Genomic DNA, 16,291 nt, shown 5'->3' with positions numbered 1-16,291 from the left:
GTTCGTCGTCGCGCCGGTACAGCTGCATCACCCTAGGCCCTGCGACGATTCTCCCCAATGAGCCCCGCGAAGTTGCGGGCGCTGAGCTTCGGGATCCGCTGTTGCGTGTCCCTGTCCACGTACACGATGCCGAAGCGCTTGTCGTAGCCCCAGGCCCACTCGAAGTTGTCGAGCAGCGACCAGACGAAGTAGCCGCGGACATCGGCACCCTGCTCCATGGCTGCGGCGACGGCGTCGATGTGCGCAGCGATGTAGGCCCACCTCTCGTGGTCCTCCACCCGGCCGTCGACGAGCTCGTCGTCGTAGGCAGCCCCATTCTCCGTGATGTAGAGCGGCGGAAGGGTGGGGTAGGTCGCGGTGAGCCTCAGCAGAAGTGTGCGCAGGCCATCGGGGTTGACCTCCCAGTCCATGGCGGTGCGGGGCAGCCCCCGCGTGGGTGAGGTGACGAACTCGGACCCCACGAAGAAGGACCGCCCCGGCCGTTTCGTGGGCCTCGCCGACTCCGGATGGCCCTCCGGGAGCGGGTGCGCGCTGACGTTGTCGTCGTGGTAGTGGTTGACGCCCAGAAAATCCAGCGGTTGCGCGATGGTCTCGAGGTCACCGTCGTGGACCCACTGCTCGAAGTCGTACTCGGCCACGTCCTCCAGCACGTCGGACGGGTAGGCGCCCAGCAGGAGGGGCTCAAGGAACATCCGGTTCCACAGCCCGTCGATGCGGCGGGCGGCGTCGACGTCGGCCGGGTCGCCCGGATCCTCAGGGATCGCGTTCGTGAGGTTCAGGGTGATGCCGAGCTGCAGATCATCGCCGCCCCGCTCCCGCAGATGCTGCACGGCCAGGCCGTGGGCCAGATGCTGGTGGTGCAGGGCTGCGAGGCCGGCGCCCGGGTCCATGAGGCCGGGCGCGTGCTCACCCCCGACGTAGGAGATGAGGGAGGAACACAGCGGCTCGTTGAAGGTGGTCCAGTGCGTCACCCGGTCCCCCAGTGCGTCGTACACCGCCGAGGCGTAGTCAACGAAACGGTGGGCTGTGTCCCTGTTGGTCCAGCCGCCACGCTCCTGCAGGGCCTGGGGAAGGTCCCAGTGATACAGGGTCAGCCACGGCAGGATCCCCGCCTCGAGCAACTCATCCACGAGCCGGCTGTAGAAGTCCAGACCCTTGGCGTTGGTGAACCGGTCCCCGGGCCTGACCCTGGCCCAACTGGTGGAGAAGCGGTAGGAGCCCAGCCCGAGCTCACGCATGAGCGCCACGTCCTGCGGCATGCGGTGGTAGTGGTCGACAGCCACCTCCGGGGTGTCGCCGTGCTGCACGGCCCCCGGTACCCGGGAGAAGACGTCCCAGATGGAGTCCTCCTTGCCATCCAGGTGGGCTGCGCCCTCGATCTGGGCTGCGGCCGTGGCCGAGCCCCAGAGGAAGTCCTTGGGAAATGTGTTCATCAACCCTTCACTGCTCCTGCCATGATTCCGGACACCAGCTGCTTGCCGACGAGGACGAAGACCAGCAGGAGCGGCAACGTCGCCAGCACTGCGCCTGCCAGGACGATCGAGTAGTCCACGTACTTCGCCGACTGCAGCTGGCTCAGCGCCACCTGCAGCGTCGGGTTCTGCGGCACCACCAACAACGGCCACAAGAAGTCCGTCCACGCGGTCATGAAGGTGAACATACCGAGGATCGCCATGGCGGGTCGGGCGGCGGGCAACCCCACGTTGAGGAACGTGCGGATCATGCTGGCCCCGTCCACGCGCGCCGCCTCGACGAGTTCGTCGGGGATGACGTCGATGAGGTACTGCCGCATGAAGAAGACCCCGAATGCGGTGACCAGCGTCGGGACGATCACGGCCCCCAGCGAGCCGGTCCAGCCGAACTGCTTCATGAGCATGAACAACGGGATGATGCCCAGCTGGGTGGGCACCGCCAGGGTGGCGATGACGAAGACCATGAGGCCTTCGCGCCCACGGAAGCGCAGCTTGGCGAACGCGTAGCCCGCCAGCGTCGAGAAGAACACCACGGAAATTGTGACGACGGAGGAGACGATGACGGAGTTGAGCAGCGCCATCCAGAACGGGACGGTGTCGACCACTTCGAGGACGTTGGTCCAGAACTGGCTGCCCGGCAACAGCGGCGGGAACATCTCGACGAGAGCCGACTTGTCCGAGCTGCCCATGACGAACGACCAGTAGAGCGGGTACGTGCTGCCCACCAGCAACGCCCCCAGCAGGGCGTAGATGAACCACGCGGGGCGCGCCTCGACGCCGGCGCCACGCGTGCGCCGCGGACCGGTCACGGTGCGCGTGGGGGTGGAGCTGTCCACGATGGCGGTCATGCCACTGCCTTTCGCTTCGTCTGTCGCGATTTCTTCGTGGCGGACGTGGAGATGGTGCGGGAAATCTGGAAGTTGATGAGGCCAATGGCCACGATCAACAGGAACAGGATCCAGGCGACCGCGGCGGCGCGGCCGAACTGTTGCCGGTTGAACGCCAGGTCCCACAGGTACAGCACGGTGGTCTGGTACTGCCGTTGTGGACCACCGGGGACGGAACTGGAGGCGTTGAACAGCTTCGGCTCGGTGAAGATCTGCAAACCACCGATGGTGGCGGTGATGATCACGAAGATCATCGTGGGGCGGATGCTCGGGATGGTGATGGACCGGAACCGGCGGACCGCGCCCGCACCGTCGATGGCTGCCGACTCGTAGAGGTCTCGCGGCACCGCCTGCATGGCGGCGAGCAGGATCAACGCGTTGTAGCCGGTCCACCGCCAGTTGACCATGCTCGCAATGGCCAGATGGCTGGGCAGTGTCTCGGTCTTCCACATGATGGGGTCGGCTCCGAAGTACTGGAGCGCATTGTTGACAAGGCCATACTTCTCGCCGAACACGTTGCTGAAGATGAGTGCCACCGCGACGGGGGTGACGACGTAGGGGACGATGATCGAGAGGCGCCAGAACGATTTGGCGCGCAGGTTGGTGTCGAGGACGGCGGCGATCGCGACTGCGGCGATCAACTGCGGGATCGAGGACAGCAGGAAGATGCTGAAGGTGTTGAAGATCGAGTTCCAGAACAGCGGGTCGGTAAGTTCACGCTGGAAGTTCGCCAGGCCCACCCACTCACCCGGACCGGTCAGCAGGTTCCAGTCGTTCAGCGAGACGACGAAGGTGTAGAGCAGCGGGAACAGTCCCACGAGTGCGAACAGCACGAAGAACGGGGCAACGTACAGGTAGGGCGAATAACGCACGTCGGCGCGACTCAGGCGCTGGCGGCGGGTCAGCGGCTGCCTCGGGCGACTCCGCTCAACGGTGGACACGTGCATGCCGATCCTTCCTCGGTGGTGGACCGGGAGCGGCGGGCCTCTGTGCTGGAGGCCCGCCGCCACTGGTCGGATATCAGGTGGGGATCAGCTGACGACGGTGTCGAGCAGCTTCATGGCGTTGTCCCATGACGTGGGGCCATCAGCCTTGCCGGAGTCGAGCTCCTGGATGCTGGGGCCGAAGACCTGCTCCTGGATCACGGAGTCATCGACGCCCTTGTACTGGGCCTCCACACCCTGGGCACGCTTGCCGAGGATCTCGCCGAGTGGGGAGTCGTTGAAGAACTTCGACAACTCGTTGGCACCGGTGACGCCCGGATCGGATTGTGCGTCGAGGACGCTCGGGAACGTGCCAGCGGCCTGGAACGCTGCAACCTCCTGCGGGGTGTCGGACAGCCATGCGGCGAGCTTGGCGGCTTCCTCCGGGTGCTTGGAGGTGGTGGGCACCGTCAGGAACGTCCCACCCCAGTTGGCTGCGCCACCCGGGTAGACGTCGGCGAAGTCCCAGCCCGAGGTGGCGTCGCCGCCTCCGGCCTCAACCTGCCCCTTGACGATCCCCAGCATCCAGGCCGGGCAGACGAACGTGGCGAAGGAACCATCAACGAATGCCTTGCCTCCACCCCAGTCCCACTGGGACTGGTTGCTGGAGAGGCCGTCCTTGGCTGCGTCAGCCAGCAGGAGCCAGTTGTCCTTGAGGGCCTGGTTGTCCTTGACGTTGAGCGTGCCGTCGGCCTTGTAGTAGCCCTCGGGGAGCTGGTTCACCATGGAGTTCCACAGGAAGCCGGACTGGTCATACCAGGCCTTCCCTGTCTTCTCCTTGTACTGGCGGCCCACCTCGAAGAATTTCTCCCACGTGGCATTCTCGCCGCCGAGCAGGGCGGCGAAGCCCTCGCGGTCCTCGGCCAGACCGGCCTCCTTCAGGAGGGTGCCGTTGAAGCAGATGCCCTGCGGGCCGATGTCGGTGCCGTAGCCGATGATGCGGCTGTCAGCGTCGGTGGCCTGGTCGACCTTCCACGGGACCCAGCGGTCCTTGATGTCGTTGGCGCCATGGTCTCGCAGGTCGGTGAACGAGTCGCTGACCTGCATCACCTTGCTGAGCCAGCCCTCCTCGACGGCCTGCACGTCGGGCAGGCCTGCGCCGGCGGCCTGCTTGGTCTGCCAGTCGATGAGCGCGTTGCCACCGGTGTCGATGTTGGTGGCGTTGATGGTGATGTTCGGGTTGTCGGTCTCATACTGCTTGTACAGCTCGTCAAGTCCCATGGTGCCAAACGTGGTCACGGTCAGCGTGACGTCTTCCATGGGGGCGGCCCCCGTGGTGGCGGTGTCGCCGGTGGGCGTGTCCGATGGCGTGGCTCCGGACGAGCACGAGCTGAGGACGAGTGCACATGCAGCGGCGGCGGCGATGGTCGCGGCCGTTCTGGTTCGGCGAATTTTCACAATCACTCCCTTGTGGTGGTGTCCATGCGAGAGAGCGCTCTCTCAGGTGTTAGGACCGTAACCCGAAAAGATAGCAGCGTCAAGAGAGCGCTCTCTCATCGTTGCCCATTCGTTACCCAGCGCCTCCCCCACGGCCGTGTTCCATTCCCCTCATCGGGATGGCTAGGCTGGATCCATGCGTCTGATTCTGATCCGCCACGGCGAAACCCAGTCCAACGTCGACCGCCTCCTGGACACGGCCCACCCCGGCGCACCCCTCACGCAGAACGGACTGCGGCAGGCGCACGACTTGGCCGAGGCCATCGCCCACGAGGACATCGACGCCCTGTTCGTCTCCACGCTCACGCGCGCCCAGCAGACGGCACAACCACTGGCGGAGCGACGCGGCCTGGAGGCCACCGTCATCACGGGCGTGCACGAGATTGCCGCTGGTGTGGAGGAAATGAGCCCTGACTGGAGGGCCTACGTCGGGATGCTCGAGTCGTGGTCGCCGGAGAACCTGGACGCAAAACTGCAGGACGGCGAGAGCGCCCGGGAGTTCATGTCCCGCTTCGACGCGGCCATCGCCACCATCGAGGCGCAGGGCCACGAACGCGTCGCCGTCATCAGTCACGGAGCGGCGCTGCGAGTGTGGGCGCTGGCACAGGACCCGTCCGTGGCTGGCCACACCTCCGGGCCACTGCACAACACCGAGTGGATCATCCTGAACGGCTCGACGGCTGGGGGCTGGCGTGTGGAGCGTTGGGGCCAGCAGGACCTCACCGCCCCAACACACACCGCCTGAGCCGGGGCTGGCCGGCAACGTGGCGGACGATGCGCTGGTCGAGCGGATCCTGCGCGCCGTGGAGCAGGTGCCGCAGGGCCGGATCGTGTCGTACGGCGACATCGCCGGTCTCGTCGGTGTGGGTCCACGCCACGTCGGGAACGTTCTGGGGCGCTGGGGATCCGGAGTCGCCTGGTGGCGCGTGACCAACAGCCAGGGAGAACTCCCTGCTCCCCTGCTCCCGGAAGCCCTCCCCCACTGGGAGGCCGAGGGGGTGTCGCTGAAGACCAACGGACGAGGCTGCCGGATCGAGCGCCACCGGGCCGACCTGCTGGAACTGGGTGTGCGGTGGGAACGGGCGATCGCCGACCTTCCCCACTGAGCTGCCACCCTTTCGGGGGGAAGGGACCCGGCGGCCGCCTACCATGGTCCACATGGGCAAGGTAGGAACAATCGTCAAGGCCGCCGGCGGCATAGTTGCCGCCACGGCAACCCTCCTCACGGTGCTGAAGGACAACCCTCAACTCTCCGATGGCCTCAACTCCACCATCGACAAGATCAAATCGGCCACCAATTCGGACAACCCGAAGCTGAGGTTCGACGGTCGTATCAAGGCCATCGAGACGTGCGCGGACGCGGTGGCCGAGAACTTCCCCGAGCTCACCGAGCCCGACGAATGGCGACGCAAGGCCACGGCCTTGCGCGTGCGCGGAGAACTGGCGTGGAACGCCAACGAGGGGAAGACCCGCAAGAAGGCCATGGCCGCGCTCAACGCTGAAACAGCCACGGTGCTGGAGGAAGTCAACAGGCGGTTGACCGAACTGACGGAGCAGACAGGGAAGGCGCCGTCCATCGACCCCCTGACCTGACGCTCACCGGGAATCGACCCCTCCCCTCATCAGCCCAGACCGCTGGGCTAGGGTTTGTGAGCGGGTTGACATCAATTTCTGGACGGAGACCGATGAGCGCAGAAGCGACCAGTGCGGCCGAGATCACTTTGGCTGCAGACTTCACCACCCCCACGCAAGCCGACTGGGAAAAGGAGGTGTTGAAGGTCCTCAACCGCAAGCGGCCAGAGGGCAAAGAACTCACCATCGAGCAGGCGTACAAGCGCCTCACGAGCCACACGGTCGACGGCATCACCATCAAGCCCCTGTACACCGCCGAGGATGGCGTCGATGAGCTCGGGTTCCCCGGCATCGTCCCCTTCACCCGCGGCACCACGGTCCGTACCGGCGAGATGGATGCCTGGCACGTCGCACCCCTGCACGAAACTCCTGACGCCGACGCCACACGGCGGGCGATACTGAGCGACCTCGAGCAAGGAGCCACCTCCGTGTGGCTTCGCGTCGACCCGGACGCCATCGCCCTGGCCGATGTCCCCACGGTCCTCACCGGGGTTCTCCTGGATCTCGCCCCCATCCACGTCTCGAGCCGCACCGATCAATTGGCCGCCGCCACAGCAGTGCTGGAGGTACTCGACAAGGACGACGCCGACAACTCCACCATGGGCGGCAGCCTCGGCATCGACCCCATCGGGTTCGCGGCCCTCCACGGCACCACTCCTGACCTCAGCGTCCTCGCGGAGGCCGTGAAGATCGCCAAGCCGTTCCCCGGCATCCGACCGATCGTCGTGGACGCCGGGCTCTACCACAATGCGGGCGCAGGAGACATCGCCGAGCTTGCGTACGCGATCGCGACGGGCGTCGAGTACGTCCGTGCGCTCGTCGACGCCGGCGTGAGCGTCGATGAGGCGTTCGACTCCATCCTCTTCCGCGTGTCTGCCACCACGGACCAGTTCCTGACCATCGCCCGGCTCCGCGCCCTGCGCCTCCTCTGGTCGCGCATCGGCGAAGTCCTGGAGGTCACACCCGCCAAGCGCGGCGCCGTGCAACATGCCGTCACGTCGCTGCGCGAGATCACACGCGACGACGCCTACGTCAACGTCCTGCGCGCCACCATCGCAGCCTTCGGCGCGTCCGCCGGTGGCGCCGAGACGCAGACCACGCTCCCTCTCGACTCGGCCATCGGGCTGCCCAACGAGCTGAGCCGCCGCATCGCGCGCAACGTGCAGATCCTCCTGGCGGAGGAATCCAACGTGGGGCGGGTCAACGACCCGGCCGGCGGCTCCTGGTACGTCGAATCCATGACCCGGCAGCTCAGCGAGCAGGCATGGAAGCTCTTCGGCACCCTCGACGAAGCCGGTTTCGCCGCCGCCGTCGCAGACGGCACCGTCAAGGCCCAGCTCGACGAACTCAACGAGGCCCGTCGCAGACTCCTCTCCACCCGCAAGCTCCCCATCACCGGCGTGTCCATGTTCCCCAACCCCTCCGAGGAGTTGCCGCAGCGCGAGCCACGCCCCGAGGCACCTGAACTGCACGGCCTCGTGCCCGTGCGCGACTCCTCCATCTTCGAGGCTCTGCGTGACCGGTCCGATGCCGCTCGCGAGGCCGGCAATCCACCCAAGGTGCTGCTCGCCTGTCTCGGCGCCCGGCGCGACTTCGGTGGCCGCGAGGGCTTCACCTCGAACCTGTACCACGTGGGCGGCATCGAGACCGTTCTGGCCGAGGGCACCACGCCCGAGGACTTCGCACGTCAACTGACCGAGAGCGGCACCAGCATCGCGGTGCTGTGTTCCTCGGCCAAGAAGTACGCCTCCCAGGGCTTCGCCGTGGCGAAGGCACTGCGGGACGCCGGCGCACAGGAAGTGCGCCTCGCCGGTCAGCTCAAGGAATTGGGCTCCGAGGACACCGACGGCCTCATCGCCGGCAACGTCTACGACGGCATGGACGTGGTCGACCTGTTGACCACAACCCTCGACAAGCTGGAGGCCTGAGAATCGTGACCACCATTCCCCGTTTCGGATCGGTCCCGCTGGACGGAGCCGGCATCCCGGCCGACGCCCGCGAACAGTTCGAAAGCATCAACCACGAGGTCGGCCACACCGCCGGCTGGCAGACGCCTGAGCACATCCTGGTGCCGCCGCTGTTCGGCGACGAGGACCTGGAAGGGCTGGACTTCACGTCCACCCGCCCCGGCATCGCACCGTTCCTGCGTGGCCCCTACGCCACCATGTACGTGAACCAGCCGTGGACCGTCCGGCAGTACGCCGGCTTCTCCACAGCCGAGGAGTCGAACGCGTTCTACCGCCGCAACCTGGCCGCCGGCCAGAAGGGCCTGTCGATCGCCTTTGACCTGGCCACGCACCGCGGCTACGACTCCGACCACCCCCGCGTGGCCGGGGACGTCGGCATGGCCGGTGTGGCCGTCGACTCCATCCTCGACATGCGTCAGCTGTTCGACGGCATCCCCCTGGACCAGATGTCGGTGTCCATGACGATGAACGGCGCCGTGTTGCCGATCCTCGCGATGTACGTCGTCGCCGCCGAGGAGCAGGGCGTCAGCTACGACCAGTTGGCCGGGACCATCCAGAACGACATTCTCAAAGAGTTCATGGTCCGCAACACCTACATCTACCCGCCGCTGCCATCGATGCGGATCATCGCCGACATCTTCGCGTTCACCAGCGCCCACATGCCGCGGTTCAACTCGATCTCCATCTCCGGCTACCACATGCAGGAGGCCGGTGCGACGGCCGACATCGAGATGGCCTACACCCTGGCCGACGGCCTCGAGTACATCCGGGCCGGTGAGTCGGTGGGCCTGAACGTGGACGCCTTCGCGCCCCGCCTGTCGTTCTTCTGGGCCACCGGCATGAACTTCTACATGGAGGTCGCCAAGATGCGCGCGGCCCGCCTGTTGTGGGCGCGCCTCGTCCGCGAGTTCGGACCCAAGAACCCCAAGTCGATGTCGCTGCGCACGCACTCGCAGACCTCCGGCTGGTCCCTGACCGCCCAGGACGTCTACAACAACATCGGGCGCACCTGCATCGAGGCCATGGCTGCCACGCAGGGCCACACCCAGTCGCTGCACACCAACGCCCTCGACGAGGCCATCGCCCTGCCGACGGACTTCTCCGCCCGGATCGCCCGCAACACCCAGCTGTTCCTGCAGCAGGAGTCGGGCACCACCAAGACGGTCGACCCGTGGGCAGGTTCCGCCTACGTCGAGAAGCTCACCGAGGAACTGGCCCGCAAGGCATGGGAGCGCATTCAGGAGGTCGAGCAGGCCGGGGGCATGGCCAAGGCCATCGAGCAGGGCATCCCGAAGATGCGCATCGAAGAGGCCGCGGCCCGCACGCAGGCGCGCATCGACTCCGGCCGTCAGCCCGTGCTCGGTGTCAACAAGTACCTCCTGGACATCCCCGACGAGCTGGACGTCCTCAAGATCAACAACAAGTCGGTGCGTGAGGGCCAGATCGCCAAGCTGAAGCAGCTGCGCGCCGAGCGCAACGAGGAGTCGACGCAGGCCGCCCTCGAGAAGCTCACGTGGGCCGCCGGCAACCCGGATGCCACCGACCCGGAGCGCAACCTGCTCAAGCTGGCCATCGACGCGGCCCGCGAGAAGGCGTCACTGGGCGAGATCTCCGACGCACTCGAGAAGGAATTCGGACGCTACACCGCCCAGATCCGTACGATCTCAGGTGTGTACAACAAGGAGACCGGATCGAGCGAGTCCGTCAGCAAGGCCCGCGCGCTCGTTGAGGCGTTCGAGGCCAAGGAGGGGCGACGTCCTCGCATCCTCGTGGCGAAGATGGGCCAGGACGGTCACGACCGTGGCCAGAAGGTCATCTCCACCGCCTACGCCGACCTCGGCATGGACGTTGACGTGGGCCCGCTGTTCCAGACACCCGAGGAGGTGGCCCGTCAGGCCGTCGAGTCCGACGTGCACGTCGTGGGTGTCTCCTCGCTCGCGGCCGGACACCTCACGCTGGTGCCAGCGCTCCGTGAAGAGCTGGACAAGCTCGGCCGCGAGGACCTCATGATCGTCGTCGGCGGTGTCATCCCCAGCCAGGACTTCGCCGAACTGAGGGCCAATGGTGCCGACGCCATCTACCCGCCCGGCACGATCATCCCGGAGGCCGCCATCGACCTCCTCGAGATCCTCGACAAGCGCCTCCACGGTAGCGAGCAGCCCGCCTGACCCCACATCGCTGAAGGCCCGTCCCCTCGGGGGCGGGCCTTCACCGTCCGCACGCCGGGAACTGCACAGCGGCTACAGCCGCGCCCTCGGCGAGATTCGGGGGATGTGAACGTGACGGTCGAATTCAATCCCTCCTCCTGGCAGCGGACCGGTCACGGCTACGAGGATGTCGCCCCCGATGTTGATTCCACTCTGGGATCACTCATCTCCGGCACCACCAACCCGGCTGCCTGTGGCGCCGCGAACGGTATGGCCACTGTCGACGGGGCGATCACCATTCTTCTCGGCACACTGGCCGACGTGATGGCCGGAGTCCAGTCGGACGTGGCGGCTGGCCTGTTGGCCGAGGCACTCGCCATGATCAACACCGGCCAGGACTACGCGGCGCTCGAGGACGACAGCGTGGCAGCAGCGAACAGCATCACAACGGGGTGGTGAGAATGGGATTCGACATTCCCTTCATCGACCTTCCCGACATTGACTTCGGGAGCTTCGCCAAGGGCAAGGCGATTGAACTCCTCAACCACTTGGGCTACGAGTGGCCAACGACGCAGACGTCGACCCTCGACGCCTGGCCGAGCAACAACCAAGGACCCACCGCCCTGGCGTTCCAGGCGCACATGGACAGCGACGACAGTTTCCTCCAGTCCGTGGCGAGCCTGGCGGCTGCAGCTCCCCTGATCGCCACCGGGTACTCAGCCGCCGCCAAGGTGGTGGTCGCCCTGAAACTGGCCGTCATTGGCGCAATTCGCCTTGACGCCATTGCTCTGGGAATTGCGATCGTCTCCGGGGGAATGGCGGCCGGTGTGTCCTTCCTCGCAAAACAGGGCGCCGGCGCGCTGATCAGCATTCTCATTGACCAGGCCGTCATGGAACTGGTCGGGGGCTGAGATGGCGAGAAGGCCGTTCGCAGGGAAAAGCGACATCATCTCGAAGAAAGTCGCCGATCTCATCAAGGTGGGGGACTCCTCGAAACTCAAAAAGGTCAAGGAGGCCCCGTGAGCCCCACTGGATCCACCATCAACACTCAGATGGACGGCCCTGCCGAATCGGAGGCGGAGTTGGGCTTCGCCCACGTGCTCGGAAGGATGGACGGTTCGGGGTTGTTCGCCTATTCACTGTGGCGGTACCCGGAGGGGTCCCGTTCGACGACGTCGACGTCGACGCCGCCTCGGAGGAGTACCTCCAGTGCGCAGGCTCTGCGGGGGCGCTCACCGTCGAACTGCGCGCAAAAGCCTCTGGTGACCACGAGCACTGGGTTCTGGCCACAGCCCCGATCACCGGTGAACCCAATCACACCATCTCGTGGGATGAGGACTTCTCCACCGAGGTCCACGCCGAAGAGGTGTTCACTGCCCACGAGGCGGCACCCCTCTTCGAGGAGTACTACCGCACAGGCACCGTCCCGGATTCCGTCCCACGCCGAAAGGTGTGACGAGCCTCGATAGCCCCTCCCGGGACTGGTCCTCGTTGTCCGGTCCACGACGCCGCGTGCGAGCTCTCCACGTGCCATCCTCGTTGACATGACGGCACCCCTTCAGCACCCCATCCCAGCCCAGACCTCTTTGTGCTGGGGGCCCACGTGGGCCAAGGTTCTAGCGTGGATCGCACTGGTGCCGGCAGCATGGGCGCTCTTCTTCGGCGTCGCCTATTTCATCCAGGGATTCGGGGACGATGCCCTCGCGGCGCTCGGACTGATCGTGGGGCCGATCCTCGGGATCCTCGCGTGCGCCGTCGCCCTGCCGGCAGTGCTGTTCCTCGTTCGTCAGAAGAAATCGTTGTTCGTCGTCACGATGTGCGTCGCGCCCCTGCTGCTGTTGGCCGTGGGCTTCTTCACCCTGTGATGGCCGCCATCCAGCCATGCCGCAGGAGGGGGCGGGAACCGGAAGCCCGCTGGTTTGGCACTCACCCGTTGAAGGAGTTCACCGATGAATGATCCACTGACTGCGGCAAGGCCTTCCCGCTTGCAGACTGCGGCGACCATCATGGCCGCCAGCGTGTTCCTACTGCCCGTCGCCCTGGGCAAGGTTGCCGAACTGATCCTCAAAAGCACCAACCCCGACGACATCGACGTGACAGTCCCACTTGCCTACCTGCGGACATTGCTGGTGGTGAGTTTCTCGCTCACCGGCATCTGGCTCGTCGTCGCCGTCGCCACCCTCGTGGTCCTCCAGCGACGCGAGGGCACAGCCGCAGCCCGGAACGCGTGGCTCGTGCTGGGGGTGCAGGTAGTGCTGGGAGTGCTCTTCCTCGTGCTGCAGGGCGTACTGAACGGCGTCAACGACGGCGGATGAATCCGCCCCCAGCGAATGAAAACCGGCGCCGTCACTGGCCGCGCTGTGGTGTCCTCATCGCTCATCCCAGAATCAGAGGTGGCCCCCCTCAGGTGGCAGAGCAGAGAGGATCAGCCGCCTGACTTACGGCGGAACTCGCGCTTGCCACCCATCTGGCTGTTGGCGCGACCGCCCTGGTTCCTGTCGGAGTTGATCCCGTGGGCCGCGGACTGGTGTTCGTTGTGCTTCTTGCGCTCCAGCGCGAGCCGCATGGCTTCCTTGGGATCCAGAGGTGCATCGGTGTGCTCGGAGTCGGAGGGGTCCAGCGCTGCGTCGGTCTTCTCGGGCTCGGTCATGCGTCGACTCTAGTGCCCCGCACCCGGCGGAGGGGTCAGCAACCACTGCACCTCGTTCAGCAGCAGGCATCGGCGGCCAGCGGACTCGTACGAGCGGGCGTCGTGGCCGAGGCCGTCATAGACCACACGAACGGATGCCAACCAGCCCATGGTGTGCACCGTGCCGTCGGTCTCGTGCTGGACCAGCGGCTCCGAACCGGCAAGCAGTTCGAGACGGGAGTACCGCTCATCGAAGGCGACCACGGACTCCAGGGAGTCCCACACCGGGTGAGAAGACGACTGCGGGGAGGGCAGGAACGTGGCGGTGTCGATCTCCGGATGGAAGGCCTCCTCACCCCATCGGCCGCCGATGATCGCGGCCCATGCAGGCCAGTCCGGGAACGTGGCGACGGCAGTGTGCAGACCCAGAATCGGACCACCGTCGATGTGGAACGCTGCCAGTGCCCGGTGATCCACCGCCCAGGATGCCGTGACCGCCGGGTCCGGTTCACCGAGGCGGCCGCCGGAGTTGACCACCAGAAGGTCGAACTGTGGCAGGTCCTGCAACGATCCCGGTGCGCTGTCGCGCACCACAACATCGTGACCAACCTCCCGCAGCAGGCCGGCGACGATCCCCGAGGTCTCGGCGAACGGGTGCCACGGGTCGGCGTAGTGTCCGGCACCGCTGAGGATCAGGATGCGGGGCATGGTGCGGCTCCTTTGCCTTGGCGGACGGCGACGCGGAAAGTCTATGCATCCGCGACACCCGGGAGTGGACAACCGGAGGGGTCGGCCACACGCCACCCGACGGCGTGGCTAGGGTGGGATTCGTGCGCAATCTGACGATGGAGCAACTGGCGGAGAAGGTCCTGGAGAACTCGCGGGGCCATGTCGCGCGAGCCATCACCCTGGTGGAGTCCACGAAGCCCTCCCACAGACTGCAGGCCCACGAGCTGTTGCAGCGTTTGGCGCCACACACCGGCAACGCGTTCCGGGTGGGGATCTCCGGGGTCCCGGGCGCAGGCAAGTCCACGTTCATCGACGCCATCGGCGTCAAACTGATCGCCGAACACCACCACAAGGTGGCGGTGCTGGCAGTCGACCCCAGCTCCAGCCGCACCGGCGGCTCCATCCTCGGCGACCGCACCCGCATGGCCGACCTGTCGAACCGCGAAGGCGCCTTCGTACGCCCCTCGCCGTCCTCGGGGCATCTCGGCGGGGTGGCGCGCGCCACCCGCGAGTCCATGCTGGTACTGGAAGCCGCAGGCTACGACGTCATCATCGTGGAGACCGTCGGCGTCGGGCAGTCCGAGGTGGCGGTATCGGGCATGGTGGACACCTTTCTCATGCTGCAGGTGGCCCGCACGGGCGATCAACTCCAGGGCATCAAACGCGGCATCCTGGAATTGGCCGACGTCATCGCCATCACCAAGGCCGATGGCGACAACGAATCAGCCGCACGGGTCGCCGCCCGCGAGTTGACCATTGCCATGAAGCTCATTTCCGGCGAGCCCGACAAGCGCCGCGCCCCAGTCCTCACCTGCTCCTCCTACACCGGAGCGGGCCTGGAAGAGGTGTGGGAGACCGTGACGAAGCACCGGGCAGCGCTGGAGGCCGATGGGGACCTCGTGACCCGCCGCCTGGCCCAGCAGCGCGACTGGTTGTGGAACATGGTGCGGGAAGAGGTGCTCGAATCCCTGCGCACGGCACCCGGCGTGCGTCGCGTTGCCGCGGACGTTGAGGCACGGGTGGCTGCCGAGGCCATCAGTGCCCTGGAGGGCTCTGCAGAGATCCTCGCCGCCTATGCCGCCGCCGTCCCCACACTTGCGTGGGCCGCACCACCCCGCGACCCATTGGACGCTGACAAGGCTTGACGTCGCGGCGGGCCCGCCAAAGAGGCCGCAGAAGTGGCAGGTGGTGCCCCGCTCGGTAAGCTGAGCCCAGTCCTTGACAGGGAGAGGAGGTGCGATGGGAGTCTTCGATCGTGCAGAAAAGCGGATAGGCGCCGCCGTGGACAAGGTCTTCGCGCGCGCCTTCAAGGGCGACGTACAGCCCGTCGAGATCGCTGCCGGCATCCAGCGTGAGCTGGACGCGGAGGCGAAGCTTCTCAGCCGCGACAAGCGACTCGTCCCCAACGAGTTCACCGTCTTTCTCTCCCCCCATGACCACGCACGCCTGTTCCCCTACTCCAAGACTCTGAACACCGAGATCATCCCGGACCTGAGGGACCACGCCCGCGAACGCAGCTACGTCTTCAACGGTCCCATCGCCATCACCTATGACTGCGACGAGACCCTGCCCACCGGCCAGTTCAAAGTGGCCAGCGAAGCCGTGTCCCGCGATGCCGATACGCCCACGCCCACCATCCGTCGCACCAGCAGACCCCTGGTCATCGAGGTCAGCGGTGTGCGGCACCCACTCGTACCGCCCGGCCTCGTGGTGGGTCGGGGATCCGAGGCCGACCTGCGGCTCAACGACCCGGGCGTGTCCAGGCGCCATGCACTGATCACCGTCTCAGGCACTCAGGACGCACCCCAGGTCAGCATCGAGGACCTCGGCTCCACCAATGGGATCATCGTCAACGGGTCTCGTGTGCAGCAGGCCAGGCTCACTGACGGCTCCCGCATCGAAATCGGGAACACGAGGATGCTGGTGCACTCTCCCTCCTCTGCGGTCACGTGACAGAACTCATAGTCGCGGCGATCAAGATCGTCTTCCTGGCGCTGCTGTGGATCTTCATAGCACTCGTGGCCGACGTCATTCGCAAGGACATGTTCGGCCGGAAGGTCACGGCCTCCAGCCTCCCCACGGCGGACGTCTCCCGTCGAAAACGTGGCAAAGAAGTGCTCCCGACCCGCTTCGCGGTGACCCAGGGCGCCCAACAGGGGCTGTCCGTCCCGTTGGAGCCCACCATCAACCTCGGCAGAGCCGCCGACAGCACGTTCCTTCTCGACGATGACTATGCCTCCGCCCGGCATGCCCAGCTGACCCAGGCGGACCCCCGGACCTGGACCGTGAGAGACCTCAACTCCACCAACGGCACCTACGTCAACGGCAAACGACTCACCGGACCTGTCTCCATCACGCTGGGTGACGTGATCCGCATCGGCAAGACCCTCATGCGTCTGGAGCCGTGA

Annotated in this window: 19 protein-coding genes; 13 read left to right on the top strand and 6 right to left on the bottom strand. The window is 66.2% G+C overall.

Features of this window, described 5'->3' with window-relative positions; all coding sequences use genetic code 11:
* Positions 1-32: 32 nt before the first annotated feature.
* The 4 genes from EAX62_RS03695 to EAX62_RS03680 all read right to left on the bottom strand — a co-directional run bounded on the left by EAX62_RS03695 (position 33) and on the right by EAX62_RS03680 (position 4,740).
* Positions 33-1,433, bottom strand: a complete 1,401-nt coding sequence (locus EAX62_RS03695) for a glycoside hydrolase family 1 protein (protein ID WP_199711100.1) — start codon at positions 1,431-1,433, stop codon at positions 33-35.
* Entirely contained in the window at positions 1,433-2,320 is an 888-nt protein-coding gene (locus tag EAX62_RS03690; protein ID WP_121900284.1) for a carbohydrate ABC transporter permease, read from the bottom strand. The genes EAX62_RS03695 and EAX62_RS03690 overlap by 1 nt, the downstream gene beginning before the upstream one ends.
* A complete protein-coding gene (locus EAX62_RS03685; RefSeq protein WP_121900283.1) occupies positions 2,317-3,306 on the bottom strand; it encodes a carbohydrate ABC transporter permease in 990 nt (329 codons plus the stop codon). Before EAX62_RS03685 ends, EAX62_RS03690 begins: the two co-directional genes overlap by 4 nt.
* Before the next feature lie 84 nt (positions 3,307-3,390).
* A complete protein-coding gene (locus EAX62_RS03680; RefSeq protein WP_121900991.1) occupies positions 3,391-4,740 on the bottom strand; it encodes an ABC transporter substrate-binding protein in 1,350 nt (449 codons plus the stop codon).
* Positions 4,741-4,915: 175 nt separating this feature from the next.
* Here EAX62_RS03680 and EAX62_RS03675 point away from each other — a divergent pair, with 175 nt between their 5' ends.
* The 10 genes from EAX62_RS03675 (at position 4,916) to EAX62_RS03630 (ending at position 12,840) form a co-directional block, all read left to right on the top strand.
* A complete protein-coding gene (locus EAX62_RS03675) occupies positions 4,916-5,524 on the top strand; it encodes a histidine phosphatase family protein (RefSeq protein ID WP_121900282.1) in 609 nt (202 codons plus the stop codon).
* 19 nt (positions 5,525-5,543) lie between these two features.
* Complete coding sequence (locus EAX62_RS03670) at positions 5,544-5,885, top strand: MGMT family protein (RefSeq protein WP_158600497.1); 342 nt, start codon at positions 5,544-5,546, stop codon at positions 5,883-5,885.
* 52 nt (positions 5,886-5,937) lie between these two features.
* A complete protein-coding gene (locus tag EAX62_RS03665; RefSeq protein ID WP_147453997.1) occupies positions 5,938-6,372 on the top strand; it encodes a hypothetical protein in 435 nt (144 codons plus the stop codon).
* A gap of 92 nt (positions 6,373-6,464) precedes the next feature.
* Entirely contained in the window at positions 6,465-8,339 is a 1,875-nt protein-coding gene (mutA, locus tag EAX62_RS03660) for a methylmalonyl-CoA mutase small subunit (protein WP_121900280.1), read from the top strand.
* Positions 8,340-8,344: 5 nt separating this feature from the next.
* Positions 8,345-10,546, top strand: a complete 2,202-nt coding sequence (gene scpA / locus EAX62_RS03655) for a methylmalonyl-CoA mutase (RefSeq protein WP_121900279.1) — start codon at positions 8,345-8,347, stop codon at positions 10,544-10,546.
* Positions 10,547-10,657: 111 nt separating this feature from the next.
* Positions 10,658-10,984 carry a hypothetical protein gene (locus EAX62_RS03650; protein ID WP_121900278.1) on the top strand — a complete coding sequence of 109 codons (327 nt, stop codon included), beginning with the start codon at positions 10,658-10,660 and terminating at the stop codon, positions 10,982-10,984.
* Between the two features lie 2 nt (positions 10,985-10,986).
* Positions 10,987-11,436: a hypothetical protein gene (locus EAX62_RS03645; RefSeq protein WP_121900277.1), complete on the top strand. Its 450-nt coding sequence runs from the start codon at positions 10,987-10,989 to the stop codon at positions 11,434-11,436.
* A 230-nt stretch (positions 11,437-11,666) separates the two neighbouring features.
* Positions 11,667-11,981: an NTP pyrophosphohydrolase gene (locus EAX62_RS03640; protein ID WP_121900276.1), complete on the top strand. Its 315-nt coding sequence runs from the start codon at positions 11,667-11,669 to the stop codon at positions 11,979-11,981.
* A gap of 88 nt (positions 11,982-12,069) precedes the next feature.
* Positions 12,070-12,390, top strand: a complete 321-nt coding sequence (locus EAX62_RS03635; RefSeq protein ID WP_147453996.1) for a hypothetical protein — start codon at positions 12,070-12,072, stop codon at positions 12,388-12,390.
* A gap of 84 nt (positions 12,391-12,474) precedes the next feature.
* Positions 12,475-12,840, top strand: coding sequence for a hypothetical protein (locus tag EAX62_RS03630; RefSeq protein WP_147453995.1), 366 nt, complete (start codon positions 12,475-12,477; stop codon positions 12,838-12,840).
* A 110-nt stretch (positions 12,841-12,950) separates the two neighbouring features.
* Here EAX62_RS03630 and EAX62_RS03625 read toward each other — a convergent pair whose 3' ends face one another.
* Together EAX62_RS03625 and EAX62_RS03620 are read right to left on the bottom strand one after the other, a co-directional pair.
* Positions 12,951-13,175: a DUF5302 domain-containing protein gene (locus EAX62_RS03625; RefSeq protein WP_121900273.1), complete on the bottom strand. Its 225-nt coding sequence runs from the start codon at positions 13,173-13,175 to the stop codon at positions 12,951-12,953.
* Positions 13,176-13,184: 9 nt separating this feature from the next.
* Positions 13,185-13,862, bottom strand: coding sequence for a ThuA domain-containing protein (locus tag EAX62_RS03620; RefSeq protein WP_121900272.1), 678 nt, complete (start codon positions 13,860-13,862; stop codon positions 13,185-13,187).
* Between the two features lie 137 nt (positions 13,863-13,999).
* Between EAX62_RS03620 and meaB the strand changes: the two genes are divergently transcribed.
* The 3 genes from meaB to EAX62_RS03605 all read left to right on the top strand — a co-directional run bounded on the left by meaB (position 14,000) and on the right by EAX62_RS03605 (position 16,291).
* Positions 14,000-15,028 carry a methylmalonyl Co-A mutase-associated GTPase MeaB gene (gene meaB, locus EAX62_RS03615; protein WP_121900989.1) on the top strand — a complete coding sequence of 343 codons (1,029 nt, stop codon included), beginning with the start codon at positions 14,000-14,002 and terminating at the stop codon, positions 15,026-15,028.
* 94 nt (positions 15,029-15,122) lie between these two features.
* On the top strand, positions 15,123-15,836 hold the full coding sequence (locus EAX62_RS03610) for an FhaA domain-containing protein (RefSeq protein ID WP_121900271.1): 714 nt from the start codon (positions 15,123-15,125) through the stop codon (positions 15,834-15,836).
* The gene (locus EAX62_RS03605) at positions 15,833-16,291 is read left to right on the top strand and encodes an FHA domain-containing protein FhaB/FipA (protein ID WP_121900270.1); all 459 of its coding nucleotides are present in this window, start codon (positions 15,833-15,835) and stop codon (positions 16,289-16,291) included. Before EAX62_RS03610 ends, EAX62_RS03605 begins: the two co-directional genes overlap by 4 nt.

This window comes from Tessaracoccus antarcticus (assembly GCF_003688855.1).
Taxonomy (GTDB): domain Bacteria; phylum Actinomycetota; class Actinomycetes; order Propionibacteriales; family Propionibacteriaceae; genus Arachnia; species Arachnia antarctica.
This window is presented reverse-complemented; position numbering and strand designations above follow the sequence as displayed.

What these genes read in the sequence shown, in the direction of transcription:
- EAX62_RS03695 (WP_199711100.1), bottom strand. Translation starts at nt 1,433, where the DNA reads ATGAACACATTTCCCAAGGACTTCCTCTGGGGCTCGGCCACGGCCGCA.
- EAX62_RS03690 (WP_121900284.1), bottom strand. Translation starts at nt 2,320, where the DNA reads ATGACCGCCATCGTGGACAGCTCCACCCCCACGCGCACCGTGACCGGT.
- EAX62_RS03685 (WP_121900283.1), bottom strand. Translation starts at nt 3,306, where the DNA reads ATGCACGTGTCCACCGTTGAGCGGAGTCGCCCGAGGCAGCCGCTGACC.
- EAX62_RS03675 (WP_121900282.1), top strand. Translation starts at nt 4,916, where the DNA reads ATGCGTCTGATTCTGATCCGCCACGGCGAAACCCAGTCCAACGTCGAC.
- EAX62_RS03665 (WP_147453997.1), top strand. Translation starts at nt 5,938, where the DNA reads ATGGGCAAGGTAGGAACAATCGTCAAGGCCGCCGGCGGCATAGTTGCC.
- mutA (WP_121900280.1), top strand. Translation starts at nt 6,465, where the DNA reads ATGAGCGCAGAAGCGACCAGTGCGGCCGAGATCACTTTGGCTGCAGAC.
- EAX62_RS03645 (WP_121900277.1), top strand. Translation starts at nt 10,987, where the DNA reads ATGGGATTCGACATTCCCTTCATCGACCTTCCCGACATTGACTTCGGG.
- EAX62_RS03635 (WP_147453996.1), top strand. Translation starts at nt 12,070, where the DNA reads ATGACGGCACCCCTTCAGCACCCCATCCCAGCCCAGACCTCTTTGTGC.
- EAX62_RS03630 (WP_147453995.1), top strand. Translation starts at nt 12,475, where the DNA reads ATGAATGATCCACTGACTGCGGCAAGGCCTTCCCGCTTGCAGACTGCG.
- EAX62_RS03625 (WP_121900273.1), bottom strand. Translation starts at nt 13,175, where the DNA reads ATGACCGAGCCCGAGAAGACCGACGCAGCGCTGGACCCCTCCGACTCC.
- EAX62_RS03620 (WP_121900272.1), bottom strand. Translation starts at nt 13,862, where the DNA reads ATGCCCCGCATCCTGATCCTCAGCGGTGCCGGACACTACGCCGACCCG.
- meaB (WP_121900989.1), top strand. Translation starts at nt 14,000, where the DNA reads ATGGAGCAACTGGCGGAGAAGGTCCTGGAGAACTCGCGGGGCCATGTC.
- EAX62_RS03610 (WP_121900271.1), top strand. Translation starts at nt 15,123, where the DNA reads ATGGGAGTCTTCGATCGTGCAGAAAAGCGGATAGGCGCCGCCGTGGAC.